The 17,949-nt window shown below is 66.0% G+C and carries 16 protein-coding genes; 4 read left to right on the forward strand and 12 right to left on the reverse strand.

The genetic code is table 11. The annotated features are described in order from the left end of the window. Window positions 1-148 precede the first annotated feature (148 nt). Entirely contained in the window at window positions 149-292 is a 144-nt protein-coding gene (locus QQK18_RS11200; protein ID WP_284340425.1) for a DUF1127 domain-containing protein, read from the forward strand. An 87-nt stretch (window positions 293-379) separates the two neighbouring features. Here the strand turns inward: QQK18_RS11200 and QQK18_RS11205 are convergent, their stop codons facing one another. Next, on the reverse strand, window positions 380-931 hold the full coding sequence (locus QQK18_RS11205; protein ID WP_284340426.1) for a hypothetical protein: 552 nt from the start codon (window positions 929-931) through the stop codon (window positions 380-382). Between the two features lie 176 nt (window positions 932-1,107). Between QQK18_RS11205 and ampC the strand changes: the two genes are divergently transcribed. Further along, a complete protein-coding gene (ampC, locus tag QQK18_RS11210) occupies window positions 1,108-2,280 on the forward strand; it encodes a class C beta-lactamase (protein ID WP_284340427.1) in 1,173 nt (390 codons plus the stop codon). On the opposite strand, the gene ybaK is transcribed toward ampC, so the two are convergent. Beyond that, entirely contained in the window at window positions 2,281-2,754 is a 474-nt protein-coding gene (gene ybaK, locus QQK18_RS11215; protein ID WP_284340428.1) for a Cys-tRNA(Pro) deacylase, read from the reverse strand. It abuts the gene before it with no gap. Between the two features lie 359 nt (window positions 2,755-3,113). Here ybaK and QQK18_RS11220 point away from each other — a divergent pair, with 359 nt between their 5' ends. After that, entirely contained in the window at window positions 3,114-4,019 is a 906-nt protein-coding gene (locus tag QQK18_RS11220) for a LysR substrate-binding domain-containing protein (protein ID WP_284340429.1), read from the forward strand. A gap of 3 nt (window positions 4,020-4,022) precedes the next feature. Here the strand turns inward: QQK18_RS11220 and QQK18_RS11225 are convergent, their stop codons facing one another. Then, window positions 4,023-4,904, reverse strand: a complete 882-nt coding sequence (locus QQK18_RS11225; protein WP_284340430.1) for a LysR family transcriptional regulator — start codon at window positions 4,902-4,904, stop codon at window positions 4,023-4,025. Between the two features lie 95 nt (window positions 4,905-4,999). Here QQK18_RS11225 and QQK18_RS11230 point away from each other — a divergent pair, with 95 nt between their 5' ends. Beyond that, a complete protein-coding gene (locus QQK18_RS11230; RefSeq protein WP_284340431.1) occupies window positions 5,000-6,496 on the forward strand; it encodes a CoA-acylating methylmalonate-semialdehyde dehydrogenase in 1,497 nt (498 codons plus the stop codon). 119 nt (window positions 6,497-6,615) lie between these two features. Here the strand turns inward: QQK18_RS11230 and ertB are convergent, their stop codons facing one another. The 9 genes from ertB to QQK18_RS11275 all read right to left on the reverse strand — a co-directional run bounded on the left by ertB (window position 6,616) and on the right by QQK18_RS11275 (window position 17,902). Beyond that, window positions 6,616-8,277: a thiourocanate hydratase gene (ertB, locus tag QQK18_RS11235; RefSeq protein ID WP_284340432.1), complete on the reverse strand. Its 1,662-nt coding sequence runs from the start codon at window positions 8,275-8,277 to the stop codon at window positions 6,616-6,618. 4 nt (window positions 8,278-8,281) lie between these two features. Beyond that, window positions 8,282-9,385: a thiohydantoin desulfurase gene (gene ertC, locus QQK18_RS11240; RefSeq protein ID WP_284340433.1), complete on the reverse strand. Its 1,104-nt coding sequence runs from the start codon at window positions 9,383-9,385 to the stop codon at window positions 8,282-8,284. A 165-nt stretch (window positions 9,386-9,550) separates the two neighbouring features. After that, window positions 9,551-10,798 carry a Zn-dependent hydrolase gene (locus tag QQK18_RS11245; protein ID WP_284340434.1) on the reverse strand — a complete coding sequence of 416 codons (1,248 nt, stop codon included), beginning with the start codon at window positions 10,796-10,798 and terminating at the stop codon, window positions 9,551-9,553. Beyond that, on the reverse strand, window positions 10,795-12,156 hold the full coding sequence (gene ertD / locus QQK18_RS11250) for a hydantoin-5-propionate amidohydrolase (protein ID WP_284340435.1): 1,362 nt from the start codon (window positions 12,154-12,156) through the stop codon (window positions 10,795-10,797). The genes QQK18_RS11245 and ertD overlap by 4 nt, the downstream gene beginning before the upstream one ends. Window positions 12,157-12,209: 53 nt before the next feature. Continuing rightward, window positions 12,210-12,959: an ABC transporter permease gene (locus tag QQK18_RS11255; RefSeq protein WP_284340436.1), complete on the reverse strand. Its 750-nt coding sequence runs from the start codon at window positions 12,957-12,959 to the stop codon at window positions 12,210-12,212. Continuing rightward, entirely contained in the window at window positions 12,956-13,888 is a 933-nt protein-coding gene (locus tag QQK18_RS11260) for an ABC transporter ATP-binding protein (RefSeq protein WP_284340437.1), read from the reverse strand. The genes QQK18_RS11255 and QQK18_RS11260 overlap by 4 nt, the downstream gene beginning before the upstream one ends. Further along, window positions 13,885-15,069, reverse strand: a complete 1,185-nt coding sequence (locus QQK18_RS11265) for an ABC transporter permease (RefSeq protein WP_284340438.1) — start codon at window positions 15,067-15,069, stop codon at window positions 13,885-13,887. The genes QQK18_RS11260 and QQK18_RS11265 overlap by 4 nt, the downstream gene beginning before the upstream one ends. A 289-nt stretch (window positions 15,070-15,358) precedes the next feature. Then, window positions 15,359-16,267: a glycine betaine ABC transporter substrate-binding protein OsmF gene (gene osmF, locus QQK18_RS11270; protein WP_284340439.1), complete on the reverse strand. Its 909-nt coding sequence runs from the start codon at window positions 16,265-16,267 to the stop codon at window positions 15,359-15,361. A 90-nt stretch (window positions 16,268-16,357) separates the two neighbouring features. Further along, window positions 16,358-17,902: an aromatic amino acid lyase gene (locus QQK18_RS11275; protein WP_284340440.1), complete on the reverse strand. Its 1,545-nt coding sequence runs from the start codon at window positions 17,900-17,902 to the stop codon at window positions 16,358-16,360. Window positions 17,903-17,949: the final 47 nt, after the last annotated feature.

A 17,949-nucleotide genomic window follows, 5' to 3' on the forward strand; every position in this document is an offset into this window, starting at 1 on the left:
TGGGCGGATCCGCAGCCGCGCCTGCAGTTTCCGCATATATGTTGCGCAATTCTCTTCCGAAAACGCATGGCTGATGTGCGACGTGCCCATCTACTAATCACTACTCATTGGGTCTAGATAAGTGCCGTAACACAGAAGGGGAACCGAAATGAACATCCGCCAGAAATTCAATGAGATGCTGCAGTATCACCGCACCGTGCGTGAGCTCAGCGCGCTCGACGGCCGCCAGCTGCGCGACCTCGGCATCACCCGCGGCGACATCCACGACATCGCCCGCGGCAAGGCTCTCTAAGGCCTGACCAAAAGACTAGCCGACCTCCAAGGCTATCAGACGAAGGCGTCCATCCGGACGCCTTTTGTCGTTTTGAGTAACTGAAGTTCAGTTGATCACGTATTGCACCGTGCCGGCCGCTTCTACGGTCATGCGCTGGCGCGCCTCGCCCACATTGGTGACGCCCACCCCGACATCCCAGCATCCGGCCGCGACCGGAAACGCCCGGCTGGCGCCGGGCGCGATCGACTGGCCGCTGGGCAGAATGCTGGAGCCCTGGCCGCTCGAGGCGCATTCGCCTGCCACAACGATGTCGATGGTATTCTGCGTGCGGTTGACGATCTCGATATTGCCGGTCTGGGCCGTCGCGGGTGGAGCGGTTTGAGTGCTTGGCGGCGGAGAGGTTTGGGGGGCTGGCGGCAGGGCCGATTGCGGCGGCGGCGACAAGGCAGTTTGGGCGGCGGGCTGCGAGGGTGCCGGCGTCGCCCGCTGCGGGGGCGTCTCCGTCGGTGACTGCGGCGCGGCCTGTGTCGCGGCCGCCTGCGCTCCTGCCTGCTGCGCGCCCGGCGTGGCAGTCCGGCCAAAGGGCAGGAAACTTGCACAGCCTGCAAGGCTTGCAAGGCAGGCGGCGAGGATGGTGTAGCGAACGATCTGTCGCAAGGTCGGTCCCCAAAAACAGTTGCCTTGCACGACTTTAGCACCCTTGGCCACAAGCGCAACTTGATGCGGCGGAAGTCCTTCACAGGAGGCAGCGCGTACGGTCGCGGTCACGCTCGCGCCATATTGGCTCGGCCTCCTCCAGCCCCCAAAGCGTTCCCACCAAGAGGTTTTCTATCATGCGTACTCTTGCAGGGCTGGTGTTGCCCTTTGCCCTGGCCGCCGTTTCCGTCGGCTCGGCCACCGTCCCGGCCTCAGCCGCCGACGGGCCTGCCGCTATCGCAGCCGCTGTGGACAATGCCTTTCGCCCGCTTCTCGACGAGCACGACGTGCCGGGCATTGCGGTAGCGGTAACCGTCGGGGGAGAGGAGTATTTCTTCAGCTACGGGGTCGCCGATCGGGACAGCGGCGCGAAGGTCACCGAACACACGCTTTTCGAGATCGGTTCAGTCAGCAAGACCTTCACCGCAACGCTCGCCACATATGCGCAGGCTCTGGGCAGGATATCGCTCAAAGACTCTCCCGGAGTTTACATGCCGGAGCTGAGCGGCAGCGCCATCGATGCGGCGTCCCTCGTCAATCTCGGCACCTACACCGCCGGCGGCTTGCCGCTGCAATTCCCCGATACCGTCACCAGCGAGGGCATGCCGGCCTATTTCCGCCAATGGCAGCCCACGGCCGATCCGGGTCACGAGCGGCGATACTCCAATCCCAGCATCGGCCTCTTCGGCTACGTCACCAGCCTCGCCATGGACGGCGACTTCGCCGACATCGTGGAGGGCGAGCTCTTTGCCGGGCTTGGCCTTGCCGAGACCCACATCCGCGTCCCGCAGAGCGCGATGGAGGCCTACGCCTGGGGCTACAACAAGGCTGGCGTACCGGTGCGGGTCAATCCCGGCGTTCTCGATGCGCAGGCCTATGGCGTCAAGTCGACGGCCGCCGACATGATCCGGTTCGTCAAGGCGAACATCGATCCGAGTGGTCTTGAGCCCCCGTTGCGCCGCGCCGTCGAGGGCACGCATGTCGGCTACTTCGAAGTGGGTCAAATGGTGCAGGGCCTCGGCTGGGAACAATACCCCTATCCAGTGACGCTCGATCGTCTCCTGGCAGGCAATTCGATCACCATGGCCATGGAGCCCAACGCCGCGCAGGAACTCTCGCCGCCGCAGGCTCCGACCGGGCCGACCCTCTTCAACAAGACCGGCTCGACCAACGGCTTCGGCGCCTATGTCGCCTTCGTTCCCGCCCAGCAGATCGGCATCGTGATGCTGGCCAACAGGAACTTCCCCATCCCCGCCCGCATCACGGCCGCGCATGCCGTTCTGGAGCAGATCGCTTCGGAAGCGCCGTAACTAGCGGATGAGATCGGCGACCGTGGCCGAAAGCGCCGCCACGGCGTCGTCTGGGCGCAGCTTCACCTGCAGTCCGCGCTGCCCGCCATTGAGGAAGATCTCTTCGCTGAGAAGAGCGACTTCCTCTATGGCTGTCGGTACCTGGCGCTTCTGCCCGAAGGGGCTGATGCCGCCGACGCGATAGCCGGTCAGCCGTTCGGCGTCGGCCGGCTTCATCAGCTGCGCCGACTTGCCACCGAAGGCAGCGGCGAGCTTTTTCATGTTGATCTCTTCGTCCGACGGCACCACGGCGCAGACCGGGTTGCCGTCGACCAGCGCCATCAGCGTCTTGAACACGATTTCGGGCGCAACACCCATGGCCTCGGCCGCCTGCAACCCGACGCGTTCCGCGTTGGGATCGTAGTCGTATGTTGCCAGAGTAAAGGCGACGCCGGCCTTGGCGAGGGCCAGCGTCGCGGGTGTGGTCTTGGACATGAAGGAAGACTTAGCCGAAGGACCCGGCCGTGCAAGTGCTTAGCGACCACGCCTTTCGGGGAGGGTGTCGATAATACCGAGATCATGCTGCAGGTGGGCCGAGCTGTGCACCAGGTCGACCCAGGCCTGCCGCCTGCGGCGGGAGGCGCGAGGCGCCTTCACGCGTGGAAGCGGCGGCATGGAGAACCACGAAAGCCAGCGGGAGAACCGGCGCGGAACCAAGGCAATCGTTGTCATCTTGCAAAAGCAGTTCTTATGAAAGAACTGTCCCTGGTGAATTGGTGCCCCCGATATGCGCCTCACGAGGCTGGATATCCAATCGAACCTCGGCTACCCTCCATAAGGAGGGTTTATCCATCATGGCACTCAACCTGCCCCCGCTTGCCGCCATCCGCGCCTTCGAGGCTGCGGCACGGCACCTGAGCTTCACCAAGGCCGCCGAAGAGCTGGGCATGACCCAGGCAGCGGTGAGCTACCAGATCAAGCTCCTCGAAGAGCGAGTAGGCGCACCGCTGTTCCTGAGGCGCGCGCGGCAGGTGGCGCTGACCGAAATCGGGGTGCGCCTCGCACCGGAGGTGACGACGGCCTTCGAGATATTGAAGACCGCTTTTGCCGAGTCGCACGAACGCCTGGAGGGTACGCTCAACATCTCGGTGGTGCCGACCTTCGCCTCCTATTGGCTCGCTCAGCACATCGGCGAGTTCCAGATGGCCCACCCCCAGATCGCCATCCGCCTCGAAAGCTCGCCGCGCGTGGTGGATTTCGCCACCGAAGAGTTCGATCTTTCCGTGCGCGGCAGTGCCAAGCAATGGCCACCGAATGGCGAACTCGAAGGGCATCTGCTGCTCAAGGCTGAGTTCACCCCGATGCTGAGCCCCGCGCTCGCTGCGACCATCGGCGGGATCAAGGAACCGGCAGACCTCCTGAAGCTCCCACTGACCGATGCCGGCGACCCCTGGTTCGAGAACTGGTTCACCGCCGCCGGGGTCGAATACGACAGCAAGGATCGGCCGCAGTCGCAGTTCGGGGCCCAGCACCTGGAAGCTGCCGCCGCGATGGCCGGCCGGGGCGTCGCCATGCTCACCCCCGCCTTCTACACGGACGAACTGGCGATGGGCCGGCTGCTGCAGCCTTTCGATCTGCTCGGCTATGACGGGCACGGCTACTGGCTGCTCTACCCGCGCGCCCGCCGCAACGTCCCCAAGATCCGCATGTTCCGCGACTGGATCATCGAAGCCACCAAGCCTTTGCGCGAGGAGGGGTAGCCCCTAGCCGAAGATCGCCCGATCGCGTTCAACGATCTCCGCCAGGAACTCTGAAACCAGTGCCACTCGCCTGATCGCCCGCAGGTCTTCATGCACCACCGTCCAGTAGCTGCGGGTCAGGCCGTGCTCCGGCAGCACAGGTATGAGATCAGGATCCCGCCGGGCCATGAAAGCATGGAGGATACCGATGCCGGCACCGGCTCTGACCGCCTCGGTCTGGCCCATCGCCGAGGAGATGGCGATCGACGAGTGCCAGGACCTCGAGAATTCGCCCGTGTAGTCGAGCGAAGCTGAAAACAGCAGATCCTCCACATAGCCGACGAGCCGGTGGGCCGCGAGATCGTCGACGCTCGCCGGCGTGTCGTGGCGGTCGAGATAGGTGCGGCCGGCATAGAGACCGAGGCGATAGTCGGTAAGCTTGCGCGCCACCAGCCGCCCCTCGCGCGGACGCTCCAGTGTCACGGCAATGTCGGCCTCGCGGCGCGAGAGGGAGAAGGCTCGGGGAACCGGCACGAGCTCGATGGTCAGGTCAGGATGGCGCTCGGCGAGTTCGCCGATGCGCGGCGCAAGGAAGGCGACACCGAACCCGTCCGGCGCGCCCACCCGCACGGTACCGGAAACGCCGGCGGCCTCGCTGCCCGCAGTCTCGCTGGCCGCCAGCATTTCGCTTTCCATCCGCTCGGCATGGGCGAGAAATCGCTCCCCCTCGGAGGTCAGCTCGCTGCCGTGGGTGTGCCGGGCAACGAGTCGGGCACCGAGCGCGGCTTCGAGGGTATCGAGCCGACGGGCGACTGTCGCGTGGTTAAGCCCAAGGGCGCGGGCTGCGCCCAGGATCTGGCCGCTGCGGGCGATAGCGAGGAAGATACGAACGTCGTCCCAATTCATGGTGCTATAATTTCCGCACAACCGATGCGAATTTCGTCGCGTTGCTATCCGATGAGCGTAGAGCCATAACCTCTGGCGAACAAGGGAGGCAGCTCATGCGCACCATCGGACATTTCATCGACGGCCAGGAGACCACCGGCCAGTCCAGCGACTTTCAGGACGTCTTCAACCCCGCGACCGGCGAGCCGCAGGCGCGGGTGGCGCTGGCAGCGCACGCTGATCTCGAGGTGGCGGTCGCCTCTGCCGTCGCCGCTCAACCCAGATGGGCAGCGACCAACCCGCAGCGGCGGGCGCGGGTGTTCTTCAAGTATGTAGAGCTCATCAACCGCGATATTGACGCGCTCGCCGAGCTCCTCAGCCGCGAGCACGGTAAGACCATCGAGGATTCCAAGGGCGACATCCTGCGCGGGCTGGAAGTCGCCGAATTCGTCGCCGGCGCGCCGCACCTGCTCAAGGGTGAGTTCAACGAGGGCGCCGGGCCGGGGATCGATATGTATTCGATGCGCCAGCCGGTCGGCATCGGCGCCGGCATCACCCCGTTCAACTTTCCGGCGATGATCCCCTTGTGGATGCTCTCGCCGGCGATCGCGGCAGGTAATGCCTTCATCCTCAAGCCCTCCGAGCGCGATCCTTCCGTGCCGGTTAAGCTGGCCGAGCTGGCGATCGAGGCAGGCCTTCCCAAGGGCATCCTCAACGTCGTGCAGGGTGGCAAGGAGACTGTCGACGCCATCCTCGCCCATGAGGCAATCGGCGCGATCTCTTTCGTCGGCTCGACCCCCATCGCCCGCTACGTCTATGCGACCGCCGCCGCCAACGGCAAGCGCGTACAGGCCTTCGGCGGGGCCAAGAACCACATGATCGTCATGCCCGACGCCGACATGGGTAAGGCCGCCGACGCGCTGATGGGCGCCGGCTACGGCTCGGCCGGCGAGCGCTGCATGGCCATTTCCGTGGCCGTGCCGGTGGGTGACAAGACCGCTGATCTCCTGATCGAGGCACTGAAGCCCCGGATCGAAAAGCTCAAGGTTGGCCCCGCGACCGACAAGGCCTCGGAGATGGGGCCGGTGGTGACCAAGGCCGCCAAGGACCGCATCCTGTCGCTGATCGACAAGGGCGTTGCACAGGGCGCCGAGCTCGCCGTCGACGGGCGCGGATTTGCGCTGCAAGGCTACGAGAACGGCTTCTTCGTCGGACCAACTCTGTTCGACCGCGTGACGCCCGAAATGGACATCTACAAGGAAGAGATCTTCGGCCCCGTGCTCTGCGTCGCCCGCGCCCATACCTATGAGGACGCGCTGGAACTGCCGATGAACAACCCCTACGGCAACGGCGTTGCCATCTTCACCCGCGACGGCGACACCGCCCGTGACTTTGCCAGCCGCATCAATATCGGCATGGTCGGTATCAACGTGCCGGTTCCCGTGCCCCTGGCCTACCACTCCTTCGGCGGCTGGAAGGCCTCGGCCTTCGGCGACCTCAACCAGCACGGCACCGACTCCATCAAGTTCTGGACCCGCACCAAGACGGTGACCTCGCGCTGGCCCTCGGGCATCAAGGAAGGCGCGGAATTTCAGATGCCGACGATGGCGTAAGCCAGGTTCGACGACGGTGAGAATGAAGGGCCTGGCGGCATGCCGGGCCCTTTTGCATGGGTAGGATCGGCTCCGGCGAACGGCTGACGATGCGCTGGTGCGTTGTCACCTGGTCGTTCTCACTTCACACCCAGATACCCGATCCCCTTCTTCGCCACCTCCTCAAGGCTCTCCTCGTATCCGGCGTCCGCGTAGCGCATCACCCCAAGCGCAGTGTCATTGGTGAGCGCGTGGCTCAGGCGCTCAGCCGCCGCCTCGGTGCCGTCGGCGACGACCGTCACTCCCGCCGAGGTCATGTAACCGGCATAGCCCCCGCCGCCGGAGTGGACGACGACTAGGTCGGCCATAGAGGAGCAGAGTAGCATCGCATCGAGCAGCGGCCAGTCGGCAATGGCGTCGGACCCGTCCTTCATCCGTTCGGTCATGATGTTGGGGTGGGCCATGGCGCCGGCGTCGAGGTGGTCGCGGCTGAAGGTGACGGGCGCCAAGAGTTCGCCCTTTCCGACCATGTCGTTGACGGCGAGCGCAAGCTCGGTGCGCTCGCCATGGCCGAGCCAGGCGATGCGGGAGGGGAGGCCTTCGAAGGGAACATAGCGACGTGCGAGACCGATCCAGTTGGTAACGATCCAGTTGTCCGGGAACATCTGCAGCAGGCGGTCGTCGATCCTGCGGATATCGTCGGGGTCGCCCGATTGCGCCATCCAGCGGAACGGGCCGATGGCGCGCGCGAACAGGGGACGCAGGTACGCCTCGGTGAAGATCGGGATGTCGAAGGCGTTCTCGACGCCGCCCTCGCGCGCCTGGGTGCGAATGAGGTTGCCGTTATCGAACACTTCCGCGCCTCTGCGCTGGAAGTCGAGCATCGCCTCGACATGCGGAACGATCGAGGCGCGGCTGGCGGACATCAATTGGGCGGGGTCGGTGCGACGCAGCTCCCGAACCTCGTCGAGCGTATAGCCGCGCGGCACATAGCCGTAGACGAGGTCGTGAGCGCTGGTCTGGTCGGTGACGATATCGGGCACGATGCCGCGCCTGGCGATCTCCGGATAGATATCAGCGGCATTGCCGACAAGGCCGACGGAGAGGGCGCGCTTGTCCTTGACCGCCGCGTCGACCATGGCGAGGGCGGTATCGAGATCCGGGGCAATCTCCTCGAGATAGCCGATCTCGCGCCGTTTGCGCGCGCGCTCGGGGTCGACCTCGACGACGAGGATGGCCGCGCCCGCCATGCGGCCGGCAAGGGGTTGTGCTCCGCCCATGCCGCCAAGGCCGGCGGTCAGGATGAAGCGGCCGGCGAGGCCGCCGTCAAAGCGCTTCTCGGCGATGCGCATGAAGATCTCGTAGGTGCCCTGGATGACGCCCTGGCTGCCGATATACTGCCAGGCCCCGGCCGTGAGCCCGCCCCAACAGATCAGGCCCTTCCTCTCGAGCTCGTAAAAAATCTCGGCCTTCGCCCACTGCCCGACGAGGTTGCAGTTGGCCATGATGACGAGCGGCGCCCTGGCGTGGGTCTTGAGGAGCCCGATCGGCTTGCCGGACTGGATGAGAAGAGTCTGGTCCTCGTCCATGCTCTTGAGGGCGGAAACGATCGCATCGTGGCTCGCCCAGTTGCGGGCAGCTTTGCCGAGCGCGGCGTAGACGACGAGATTGTCGGGGTCCTCTCCGACGGAGAGGACATTTTCGAGGAGGCGCAGAAGCGCCTCCTGCCGCCAGCCCTTGGCCCGCAGCTGCGGACCGCCGGGAATGGGGAAGTTGGGATGGCGGGGATTGGGCGTGGGCATTGGCCTAGATCCTGCGGCTATCGTCCAGCGCGTATTTCGCCAGCTCTATGCCCATGGTCTTTTCGACATGCGGATAGACCGACGGGTCGAGGACGCTGGACGACAAGGGGATGATGGTCTTGGGCACATGGAGGACGAAGACGTACATGCCAACCCGAACCTGGCCGACCGAGAGCGGTTGGCCGGAGGCGTCGAGCGTGGTGATGACGTCGGGGAAGGTGGCGATGCGGTGACCCTCGATATTGTCGATGGCCATGTATTCGTTCATCACATGGAGGGTAGCGGTGTCCTCACCCTTGCCCACCGTAATGGTGCCGACGTCGAAGGCCTCGCTGGTATAGACAACGTCCCGGCGCTCGACTGTGCCCCGCACGAGAACGGTGCCCCCAGTGGTTTCGACGATGGCGTCAAGCACCTTGCCGGGGCCTTTACCCTCGGCGGCGATGATCGCCTCACCGAGCTTCAAGGCAAGCGAGATACCTCCCAGAGCGGCATGCTCCTTCACATAGCTGGCGCGCACCGGATTGCGGCAGGAGGCGATGAAGCCGCCGGACATATCGGCGGCGGTGCGCAGGATCGGGGAGACCTTGGCGGTGGCCCCGCGCGTGACGAGCTCGATATAGCGGTTCTCGTCGCGGTTGCCGCCGACGGCGGTCTGGATCATCGGTTCGGGCGAGCCGGCAAGGCCGATCGACCCCATGTCGCCGGTCGGATGCGCGCGGATGTCGCCGACGGCGTCGACCACCTTGAGGCCAAGCGCGGCGGAAGGCAGCCAGCCGTTGAGGGTCGAGGATTTGCCGTTCTGGCCGACCATGAGGCCGGCAAGCGGCTCGCCCAGCGCCTCCTGCAGCAGCTGTACCGCCTTGATGTAGTCAACGCCGCGCATTTCCCACGGCGTGGTGGAGGCGGGGGCACCGATAGCGGCGGCGGTCGCAACCCACGCTTGCGGGTCGAGCTCGTCGACCGAGACCAGCTCGGGCTTGCCGATGGAGACGGCGGCGTAGCCGAGCATGCGGCCGTGATCGGCCCAACCGCCACCCCCGGCGGCGTAGACGGAACCACCCTTGACGGCGGCTTCGACGTCCTTCTCGGTCAGGATGCGGCCCATTCAGATGATCTCCTCGGTGGAACTTCTGCGAGGCCGAAATGGCCCCTCACCCGGCGCTACGCGCCGACCTCTCCCCAGAGGGGCGAGGTGAGCACTGTGCCGGCCAGAGACTGGATGCCATCCCCTCGCCCCTTTGGGGAGGGTTAGGGTGAGGGGCTCTCCGCGTCATGATACTTCCCCCTTGTCGATCCGCTTGACCGCCTCCATCAGCACGGCGGCACCCAGCGCGATATCCTCGACCTTTGCCGATTCCTCCGGCGTATGGCTGCGCCCGCCGGCGCACGGCACGAAGATCATCGCCGCCTTGGTGACCTTGGCGAGCCAGGCGGTGTCGTGGCCGGCTCCGGAAGCCATGCGCCGGTGACGGGCGCCAGCGGTTTCGCAGGCGGCATCGAGCACGCTCAGGAGGCCGGGATCGCAGGGAGTGGGCATATTGTCCGAGATGACGCGGGGAGGGGCGATGGCGACGCCCGTCTCGTCTGCGATACCCTCAAGGCCGGTCGAAAGCTCGGCAAGGAAACGCTCCATATCGGTGCGGTCCTCGGCCCGGGCGTCGATGAGCAGTGTTACCTGTGCCGGTACGACGTTGGCCGCATTCGGCTCCATACGGAATTCGCCGACCGTCGCAGCGAAATGCGTCTCGCCGCTGGCAAGTTCACGGGCGAAACGCTCGACGGCAAGAACGATCCAGGAGGCGGCAACGAGAGCATCCTTGCGCCCGTTCATCGGCGTGGTGCCGGCATGGTCAGCCCGGCCGTCGACGACGATCTCGATGCGGGTGATGCCGGCAATGGCGGTGACGACCCCGACGTCGCGTTCTTCAGTCTCCAGCACCGGGCCCTGCTCGATGTGCAGTTCGAGGAAAGCGACGATATCGTTGCGCGTCAAGGTTGCGGCGGCGTGGCCGCCGACATCGTTGATACCGCGCTTGAGTGTCAAGCCATCGGCCTCGCGCTCCAGCCACTCGTCCGGGCGCTGGCCGGTCATGCCGCGGCTGCCGATGCACGAGACGCCGAAGATCGACACTTCCTCGGCAAGGAAATCGACGATCTCGAGATCGTGGTCGAGCGCAATGCCCTGGTCGGCAAGCGCACAGGCGACTTCGAGCGCGGCCGAGACGCCCGCGATCCCGTCATAACGCCCGCCATCCGGCACCGTATCGGAATGGGAGCCGAGCATGATGGTGCCGAGGTCAGGCCTGCGGCCCGGGCGGCGGCCGATGAGGTTGCCGGCCGCATCGATCCGCGTTTCAAGGCCGGCGGCGTCGAAGCGGTCAACGAGCCATTCGCGGCCCTTGAGGAAGGTCGGCGTGAAGGCGCGGCGGGTATAGGGTCGTTCGGGCTCGGTGATGGCGGCAAGGCCATCGATGTCTTCGGCGATGCGGGCAGCGGAGGTGGGAAGGTTCCGTGTCATCCCCGCGCCTCCGGACGCACGAACCGGCCCGTGCCGGGCTCGGCAAGGACGTTGGTTCCGTCGAACACCATCTCGCCCCGCAGGAATGTCGCGCCGACGGTCCAGGGCAGTTCGATGCCGTTATAGGGGCTCCAGCCGACGACGTTGTGGCCGCTCGCCGCTGCGTCGTAGACCTTGGGCCGAGGGAGGAGCACGGTGATGTCGGCGTCCCTGTCGGGGGTGAGGGCACCCTTGATGTGGTCGAGGCGGAAGTGCCTGGCCGGGTTCCCAGCCATGAGCTTTGCCGCCCATGTCAGGGGGATGCCGCGGGCGAGTGCGCCTTTGACGAAGAGCGGCACCATTGCCTCGAGGCCGGGCACGCCTGAGGCGTTGGCGAGCATGTCGGGGTTGGTCTTGCGGTCCTCCGACCAGCTCACATGATCGGTCGAGACCAGGGTGACATTGCCGCTGGCGACGTGCTGCCAGAGCTTTTCGACCTCGGCGCGCGGACGGATCGGCGGATTGATCTTGGCTTTGCCCCCGAGGCGGGCAACGTCGTTCTCCTCGTCCAGGGTCAGGTAATGGATACAGCACTCGATGGTGGCCGCATGGCCTTCATCGCGGTAGCGCCGGGCGATCTCATAACCGCGTGAGAGCGAGCAGTGGACGACATGGACGGGGCATTGGGTCGCCGCGCCGATCTCGTAGATCTCGAGCATGGCGAGGAGCTCGGTCAAGGGCGGCCGCGACAGGCCGTGGGCGCGCCAGTCGGTGATGCCGGAGGCTTTGACCTCCTCCATCGCCGTGCGCACGAACTCGTCGTCCTCGTTGTGGACGCCGGCGGCAAGGCCTGTGGGGGCGAGGGCGGCAAAGCACTCGGCAAGGAGTTGTGGAGGGATACGGGGGAAGCGTTTTGGATCAGTGCCGAAGGTCGAGAACTTGAAGGCGGCGACGCCCGCCTCGACCATCTCGGGAATGCGCCGGGCGCCGTCTTCGGGGTCGATGGTGCCATAGAGGGCGAAATCGACGCGCGCCTGGGGAGCGGCGTGGGCGAGCTTGCGCTCGACCGCCTCGGCCGAGCAGACGAGGTTGCCCTCGTCATAGGGCATGTCGACGATTGTGGTCACCCCGCCTGCCGCCGCCGAGCGGGTCGACCAGATGAAGTCTTCCTGGTCCTTCTGGGATAGCGAATGCACCTGAGCGTCGATGGCGCCGGGCAGGATCAGCGCGTTGCCGAACTCGTGCCGTTCGCGCGCGGCCGGCGCGCGTCCCTCGCCCACAAGGACGACCTTGCCGTCGCGCACGGCCACATAGCCGTCCTCGACGATGAGGTCGGGAAGGACGACGGTACCGGTGATGACAAGGTCGAAGTCGGACATCGATCAAAGTCCCGCAAGGATGTATAGCCGATCGTTCCGGCAAGGGTGCACCATCACGCCTGCCTCCCCGCCTGGCCCGTGCGGCGCATCAGCATGCGTTCGATCGCCGAGAGACCATCATAGATCAGCACTGCCAGGATGCCGACGATGATGCCACCTTGGGCGACGAACGCGGTGTTGCGCGAGAGGAGTCCGGCGATGATAACCTCGCCGAGCGTCCTTGCGGCGACCGTCGAGCCGATGGTGGCGGTGGCGAGCGCGATCACCGTCGAGAGGCGGATGCCGGCAAGGATCACTGGGAGCGCCAGCGGCAGCTCGACCCGCATCAGGCGCTGCCGCCCGGTCATGCCCATGCCGCGCGCCGCTTCGGTGACGGTCGGGGGCAGGTTGGTAAGCCCCGTCAGCGTGTTCTCGAAGATCGGCAAAAGGCCATAAAGAAAGAGCGCCACCAGCGTCGGTGCGGTGCCGAAGCCGAGGACGGGCACCGCAAGCGCCAGCACCGCGACCGGCGGAAAGGTCTGTCCGATATTGGCAAGGCTGCGCGAGAGAGCCAGGAACTCGGCCCCGAACGGACGGGTGACGAGGATAGCGAGGCCGACCGCAAGCGCGGTCGCCAGCACCATGGCCGTCCCGACAATGGCGAGGTGGTTGAGGGTGAGATCGATAAGACTGCCCTGGTTATAGATCACCGGCTGGCCCGCGCGTACGAGCGGCCGGAAGACGAAGACGAAGGTCTGCGGGCTGACGAGGAACGCCACCAGCAGCGCCAGGACGATGAGGCGGATGACGAGTCCGACGCTCATTGCGGCCTCGCAGCGTGCCGGGCGAGTTCGGTGAGGGTGATGCGCCCGATGTGTTCCCCGTCGCGGGTGACCGGCAGGGCCTCGCGTCCCGACCACAGGCATTCGGCATAGGCTTCACGCAGATTCGCCCCGCTATCGATCGGCTCGCCCTGCGCCTCGCCCGGCTCGACGAAGGCGACGACCTTGGAGAGCGAAAGCAGCCGGAACGACCGGTCGCCGCCGATGAGCTCGGCAACGAACTCGGTGGCCGGATTGGCGATGATCTCCTCGGGCGTTGCATATTGCAGAAGCTTGCCGGCATCCATGACGGCGATCTTGTTGCCGAGATGGATGGCTTCTTCCATGTCATGGGTGACGAGAACGACGGTGGTCTCGAAACGGCGCTGGATGGCGAGCAGATCATCCTGCGCCTTGGCGCGGATGACCGGATCGAGCGCGCCGAACGGCTCGTCCATCAGGAGGATATTGGGTCCGGCCGCCAGCGCCCGGGCGACGCCCACGCGCTGCTGCTGCCCGCCGGACAACTCGCTCGGCAGCCGGTCGCGGTATTCGGCCGGATCGAGCTGGAACAGGGTGAGGAGCTCGTCGATGCGCGCGTCCGTGCGTGCCTTGTCCCATCCGAGAAGCTTGGGGACAGTGCCGATATTCTCGGCGACCGTGCGATGGGGGAAAAGGCCGTGGCCTTGGATCGCGTAGCCGATCCTGCGGCGCAGCATATGTGGCGGTTCGGCGCGGGTATCCTGCCCATCGATCAGCACCTGTCCCGATGTCGGCTCGACAAGGCGGTTGATCATGCGCATCAGCGTGGTCTTGCCCGAGCCCGAAGTGCCGACGACAACGCAGATCTGGCCCGCAGGAACGGTCAGGGACACGCTGTCGACGACGGCGGTCTCGCCATAGACCTTGGTGAGGTCCTGGATTTCGATCATTGCGTGCGCCCCCCGACGCTGACCATTTCAACGATGGCATCGAGCACCACGGCGGCCGCGAAAGCCAGTGCCACAGTCGGCACGGCGCCGAGCAACACCAGATCCATGGCCGTCTGCCCGATGCCCTGGAAGACGAAGACGCCAAAGCCGCCGCCCCCGATCAGCGCGGCGATGGTGGCCAGCCCGATATTCTGCACGAGCACGATGCGGATGCCGGTGAGGATGACCGGAAAGGCGAGCGGCAGCTCGACACTCATCAGGCGCTGGCCGCCGGTCATGCCCATCCCGCGGGCCGCGTCGTTGGCGGCCTCGGGCACGTTTTCGAGGCCAACGACTGTGTTGGCAACGATTGGCAGCAGCGAGTAGGCAAAGAGCGCAACCATCGCCGGCGTCGTGCCGATGCCCGAGATGCCGATGGTCGAGGCACCCGGCACATTGGCGGCGACCCAGGCGAGCGGCGCGATGAGAAGACCGAAGAGCGCGATCGACGGGATGGTCTGGACGATATTGAGCACGTTGAGGACGGCCGCTCGAACTGGGCGCACGCGATAGCAGAGAATGCCGAGCGGTACGCCTGCGACCGTGGCGACGGCAACCGAGCCGAAGGCGAGGAGCAGGTGCGTGCGTGCCTCGTTCCAGAAGGCAGAGGCGCGGTTGGCGTATTCCTTGAGGATCGAAAGATCGTTCCACGCGCCGCTCCACAGCAGCAGCCAGAGGGCGGCGCCGACCGCCGCCAGCATGGCAATGCGCGGCCACGGGCGGAACCTCAGGCGCGTGAGCGCGTCGGCGACCATCAGCGCGAAGGCGAAGGTCAGGAGCCAGAAGCCGGCACCGGGCGAGACCCGGGCGAAGGTGTTGTCGGCAGGCGTCAGGTAAGTGGCCGATCGGCCGATCATCACGAAAGCGACGGCAAGAACGGCAAGGGCGATGGCGAGCTTGACGGCGGGCGCGAGCCGGATGAGCGCGACGAGGATGCCGACGGCTATGGCGGCGATCGTCAACCAGGCCGAGGGGCCGTCAAGCGCATCGATTAGCATGCGGCCCTCGCCGAGCACGATGCGGTTGGCGCGGAAGATGGAAAACGGCAGAAATGCGCCCGCCACAGCGACGAGCGCGATGAGCACACCGAGCTTGTCGAAGGCGAGGGCGGGACGGGCGGAGGTGGCGGTTGCGAGGGTCATCACCGGCTCGCTCCAAGGAACGCGCTAGTCCCGCTCCCTGCCCGTGACATTGCAGACGGAGCGTTCGCATCTGGCACGGATCCCCTTCTCCCCTCGTGGGAGAAGGTGGCCCGAAGGGTCGGATGAGGGGGCTGCGATGTTGTGGTTCGCACCTGGTTTCGTGGTTCTTTCAGCATCCCAACCCCTCATCCTGATTTTCCGCTGAACGCGGAAAATCGGTCCCTCTCCCACAAGGGGAGAGGGGAAGGGGAACCAAACCCGCGCAGGATCAGGGACACGATCCCTCTTCTCAGCTGACGAACCCGTTGCTGGTGAGGAAGTCGGTGGCCACGGCCGCCGCCGGTTCGCCGCCGACCTGAACCCGCCCGTTGAGCTCCTGCAGCGTCTCGAGGGTGAGCGCCTCGAAGATCGGGGCGAGCAGTTCCTCGATCTGCGGGTATTCGTTCAGCACCTCCTCGCGGATGATCGGGGCAGGCTGGTAGACCGGCTGCACGCCCTTGTCGTCCTCGAGCACGACAAGGCCCGAGGGGGCGATGCCACCGTCGGTGCCGTAGACCATGGCGGCGTTGACGCCGTTGGTCTGCTGGGCGGCCGCTGCGATGGTCGCGGCCGTGTCGCCGCCAGAGAGAGTAACGAGTTGGTCGGGCGAGAGGGTGAAGCCGTAGACCTCCTGGAACTTGGGCAGCGCTGCCGGCGAATTGACGAATTCGGACGAGGCGGCGAGCTTCACCTCGCCGCCATTGGCGACGTATTTTCCGAACTGCGTGAACGTCGAGAGGTCCTCGGCCTCGGCCAGATCTTGCCGGATGGCGACCGCCCAGGTGTTGTTGGCGGGCGAGGGCGCGAGCCAGACGATCTTGTTGGCCTCGTAGTCGAGCTCCTTGGCCTCCTCGTAGGCCGATTGAGCGTCGTTCCACAACGGATCATCGGCCATGTCGAAGAAGAAGGCGGCGTTGCCGGTATATTCGGGATAGATGTCGATCTCGCCGGCCATGATCGCCTCGCGCACGATCGGCGTGCCGCCCAGCTGGATGCGGTCTTCGACAGGGATGTCGTTGGCCTCGAGCACCTGCATGATGATGTTGCCGAGCACACCGCCCTCGGTGTCGATCTTGGAGGAAACCACCACCTGCGCATTGGCGGCGGTTGCGGTGATCGCCAGCGCGGCGGCGCTGAGGAGAATTCTGGTAAAGCGCATGATCGTCTCCCTGTTGGGCCGAACCCGGGGCGGTCCGGCTTTTCCGTTTCTAACCTAACGCACTGACAGATTGTGACCAGAGCGTTTAGGCTAATCCACCGGCCCTAAAGCGAAATACTCGTCCAGCTCCATGATGGCGGAGTGAGAAATCAGTTCGCCGAGGAAGGTCTCCGACGCCAGCGCTTCCTCGATCGCTTCGACCTCCGAGGAGAGCGGACGGTCCTCCCGATAGAAGGCCGCGTGCCGGCGCACGAGTTCATAGACCATGCCCGGCACGTTGCCGGGACGGTCTTCGGAGATATCCATCGCCTGGGCCGAAAGCAGGCCTTCAAGCGCGGCGAGGCGCCGCAGCGCCGAGACCTGCCGCTCGAAACGCTCGACGACCAGCGGCAGGAACGCCGCCTCGTCCTCGAGCCCATTGGCGACGACCAGCGACTGGGCCGAGATGGCGGCCGAGAGCGAGTGGACGCGCACGAACAGCTCACCGGCGAGCTTGATGATCGGCCCGAAGCCGGTGGCGATGGCCCCCGGGGCAACGAGGTTGACCGGCAGGTTCCGCCGCCCGCCATTGCCGAGCAGCACGCAACGGTTGAATGAGTTGCGCGCCACATGCGCAAGGGCGAGCTGCGCGGTCTGCAGGAATACGGTGACATCGAGTGGGAGCGACCCTCCGGAGGTCAGCACCTGCCCGCCGGCGACGACCGGGTTGTCGTCGGTGCGGCCGGTTGCGGCAAGGATGGTGCGGCCGGCAACGACGAGGCTCTCGAAGGCCGTGGCGAAGACCTGGCTCATCATGCGGATCGAGAGCGGATCCTGGATATGCGTGCCGATCGGCCATTCCCAGCCCATGGCGTTGAAGTAGAGCCAGGCCCCGATGCCGGCTTCGCGGTCGGTGCCGACGTGGGCGACCGCTTTCCACGGATCGCGCGAAGCGCCGAGCGCGCCGGCGGTGGTGAGGCCCGTGGCAAGCAGCGCGCGAACGGTCGCAGCGGCCTGACGCACGGCCCGGGCGGCGGCGGCGTAGCCTACCGCGTTAGTCGAGACCGACGCGAGGCTGTCCCGGGGAGCGAGCTTGAACGGTGCGAGACCGGCCTGCTGGAGGGCTTCGAGCGCCGGCAGGCGCCGGCCCTCGTAAACGGCCTCGCCGACGCCGGTCAGCACCGCGCCGATCTGACCCATGAGCCCGATATCCGCGCACCCGATCGAGCCCGTACGGCGCACGACCGGAATGACATCGGCCGAGAGGAGCTGCATGTAGGTGTCGACCAGGGCGGGCGTGCAGCCGACGCGGCCGGTCAGCGCCATGTTGATGCGGATGGCAAGCGCGTTGCGGGTGACCTCTATGGGAAACGGACTGCCGGTGCCGAAATGGTGCGCGCGCACGAGGCCGATGGAGAAGGCATCGAGGTCCTCCTCGGACCACTCGACGTCCTTCATGGCGCCGACACCGGTCGTTGCCCCGTAGACGGGCTGGCCCGCGGCGATGGTCTCTTCCACGACCTCGCGGGCGGCCTCGACCCGCGAGAGCGCGGCGGGATCGGCGACAATGGCGACCTTGCGCGCGCCGATGCGCGTGAGGTCGGCAAAGCTCAGCGGCTTTCCCTCGAGGCGGACGGTGGGCAGGGCGGCGTTCATTCTGGCTCCGGCGGATAAAGACCTGACGATCCTTTCGTATCCGGAGC

Origin of the sequence: Devosia nitrariae, from assembly GCF_030160115.1 — a bacterium.
Lineage (GTDB): Bacteria > Pseudomonadota > Alphaproteobacteria > Rhizobiales > Devosiaceae > Devosia > Devosia nitrariae.

Coding starts and splice junctions, on each gene's coding strand:
- QQK18_RS11265 (WP_284340438.1), bottom strand. CDS start 15,069: ATGACCCTCGCAACCGCCACCTCCGCCCGTCCCGCCCTCGCCTTCGAC.
- QQK18_RS11230 (WP_284340431.1), top strand. CDS start 5,000: ATGCGCACCATCGGACATTTCATCGACGGCCAGGAGACCACCGGCCAG.
- QQK18_RS11200 (WP_284340425.1), top strand. CDS start 149: ATGAACATCCGCCAGAAATTCAATGAGATGCTGCAGTATCACCGCACC.
- ertB (WP_284340432.1), bottom strand. CDS start 8,277: ATGCCCACGCCCAATCCCCGCCATCCCAACTTCCCCATTCCCGGCGGT.
- QQK18_RS11220 (WP_284340429.1), top strand. CDS start 3,114: ATGGCACTCAACCTGCCCCCGCTTGCCGCCATCCGCGCCTTCGAGGCT.
- ertC (WP_284340433.1), bottom strand. CDS start 9,385: ATGGGCCGCATCCTGACCGAGAAGGACGTCGAAGCCGCCGTCAAGGGT.
- ertD (WP_284340435.1), bottom strand. CDS start 12,156: ATGTCCGACTTCGACCTTGTCATCACCGGTACCGTCGTCCTTCCCGAC.
- QQK18_RS11275 (WP_284340440.1), bottom strand. CDS start 17,902: ATGAACGCCGCCCTGCCCACCGTCCGCCTCGAGGGAAAGCCGCTGAGC.
- QQK18_RS11245 (WP_284340434.1), bottom strand. CDS start 10,798: ATGACACGGAACCTTCCCACCTCCGCTGCCCGCATCGCCGAAGACATC.
- QQK18_RS11260 (WP_284340437.1), bottom strand. CDS start 13,888: ATGATCGAAATCCAGGACCTCACCAAGGTCTATGGCGAGACCGCCGTC.
- QQK18_RS11255 (WP_284340436.1), bottom strand. CDS start 12,959: ATGAGCGTCGGACTCGTCATCCGCCTCATCGTCCTGGCGCTGCTGGTG.
- ybaK (WP_284340428.1), bottom strand. CDS start 2,754: ATGTCCAAGACCACACCCGCGACGCTGGCCCTCGCCAAGGCCGGCGTC.
- ampC (WP_284340427.1), top strand. CDS start 1,108: ATGCGTACTCTTGCAGGGCTGGTGTTGCCCTTTGCCCTGGCCGCCGTT.
- QQK18_RS11225 (WP_284340430.1), bottom strand. CDS start 4,904: ATGAATTGGGACGACGTTCGTATCTTCCTCGCTATCGCCCGCAGCGGC.
- osmF (WP_284340439.1), bottom strand. CDS start 16,267: ATGCGCTTTACCAGAATTCTCCTCAGCGCCGCCGCGCTGGCGATCACC.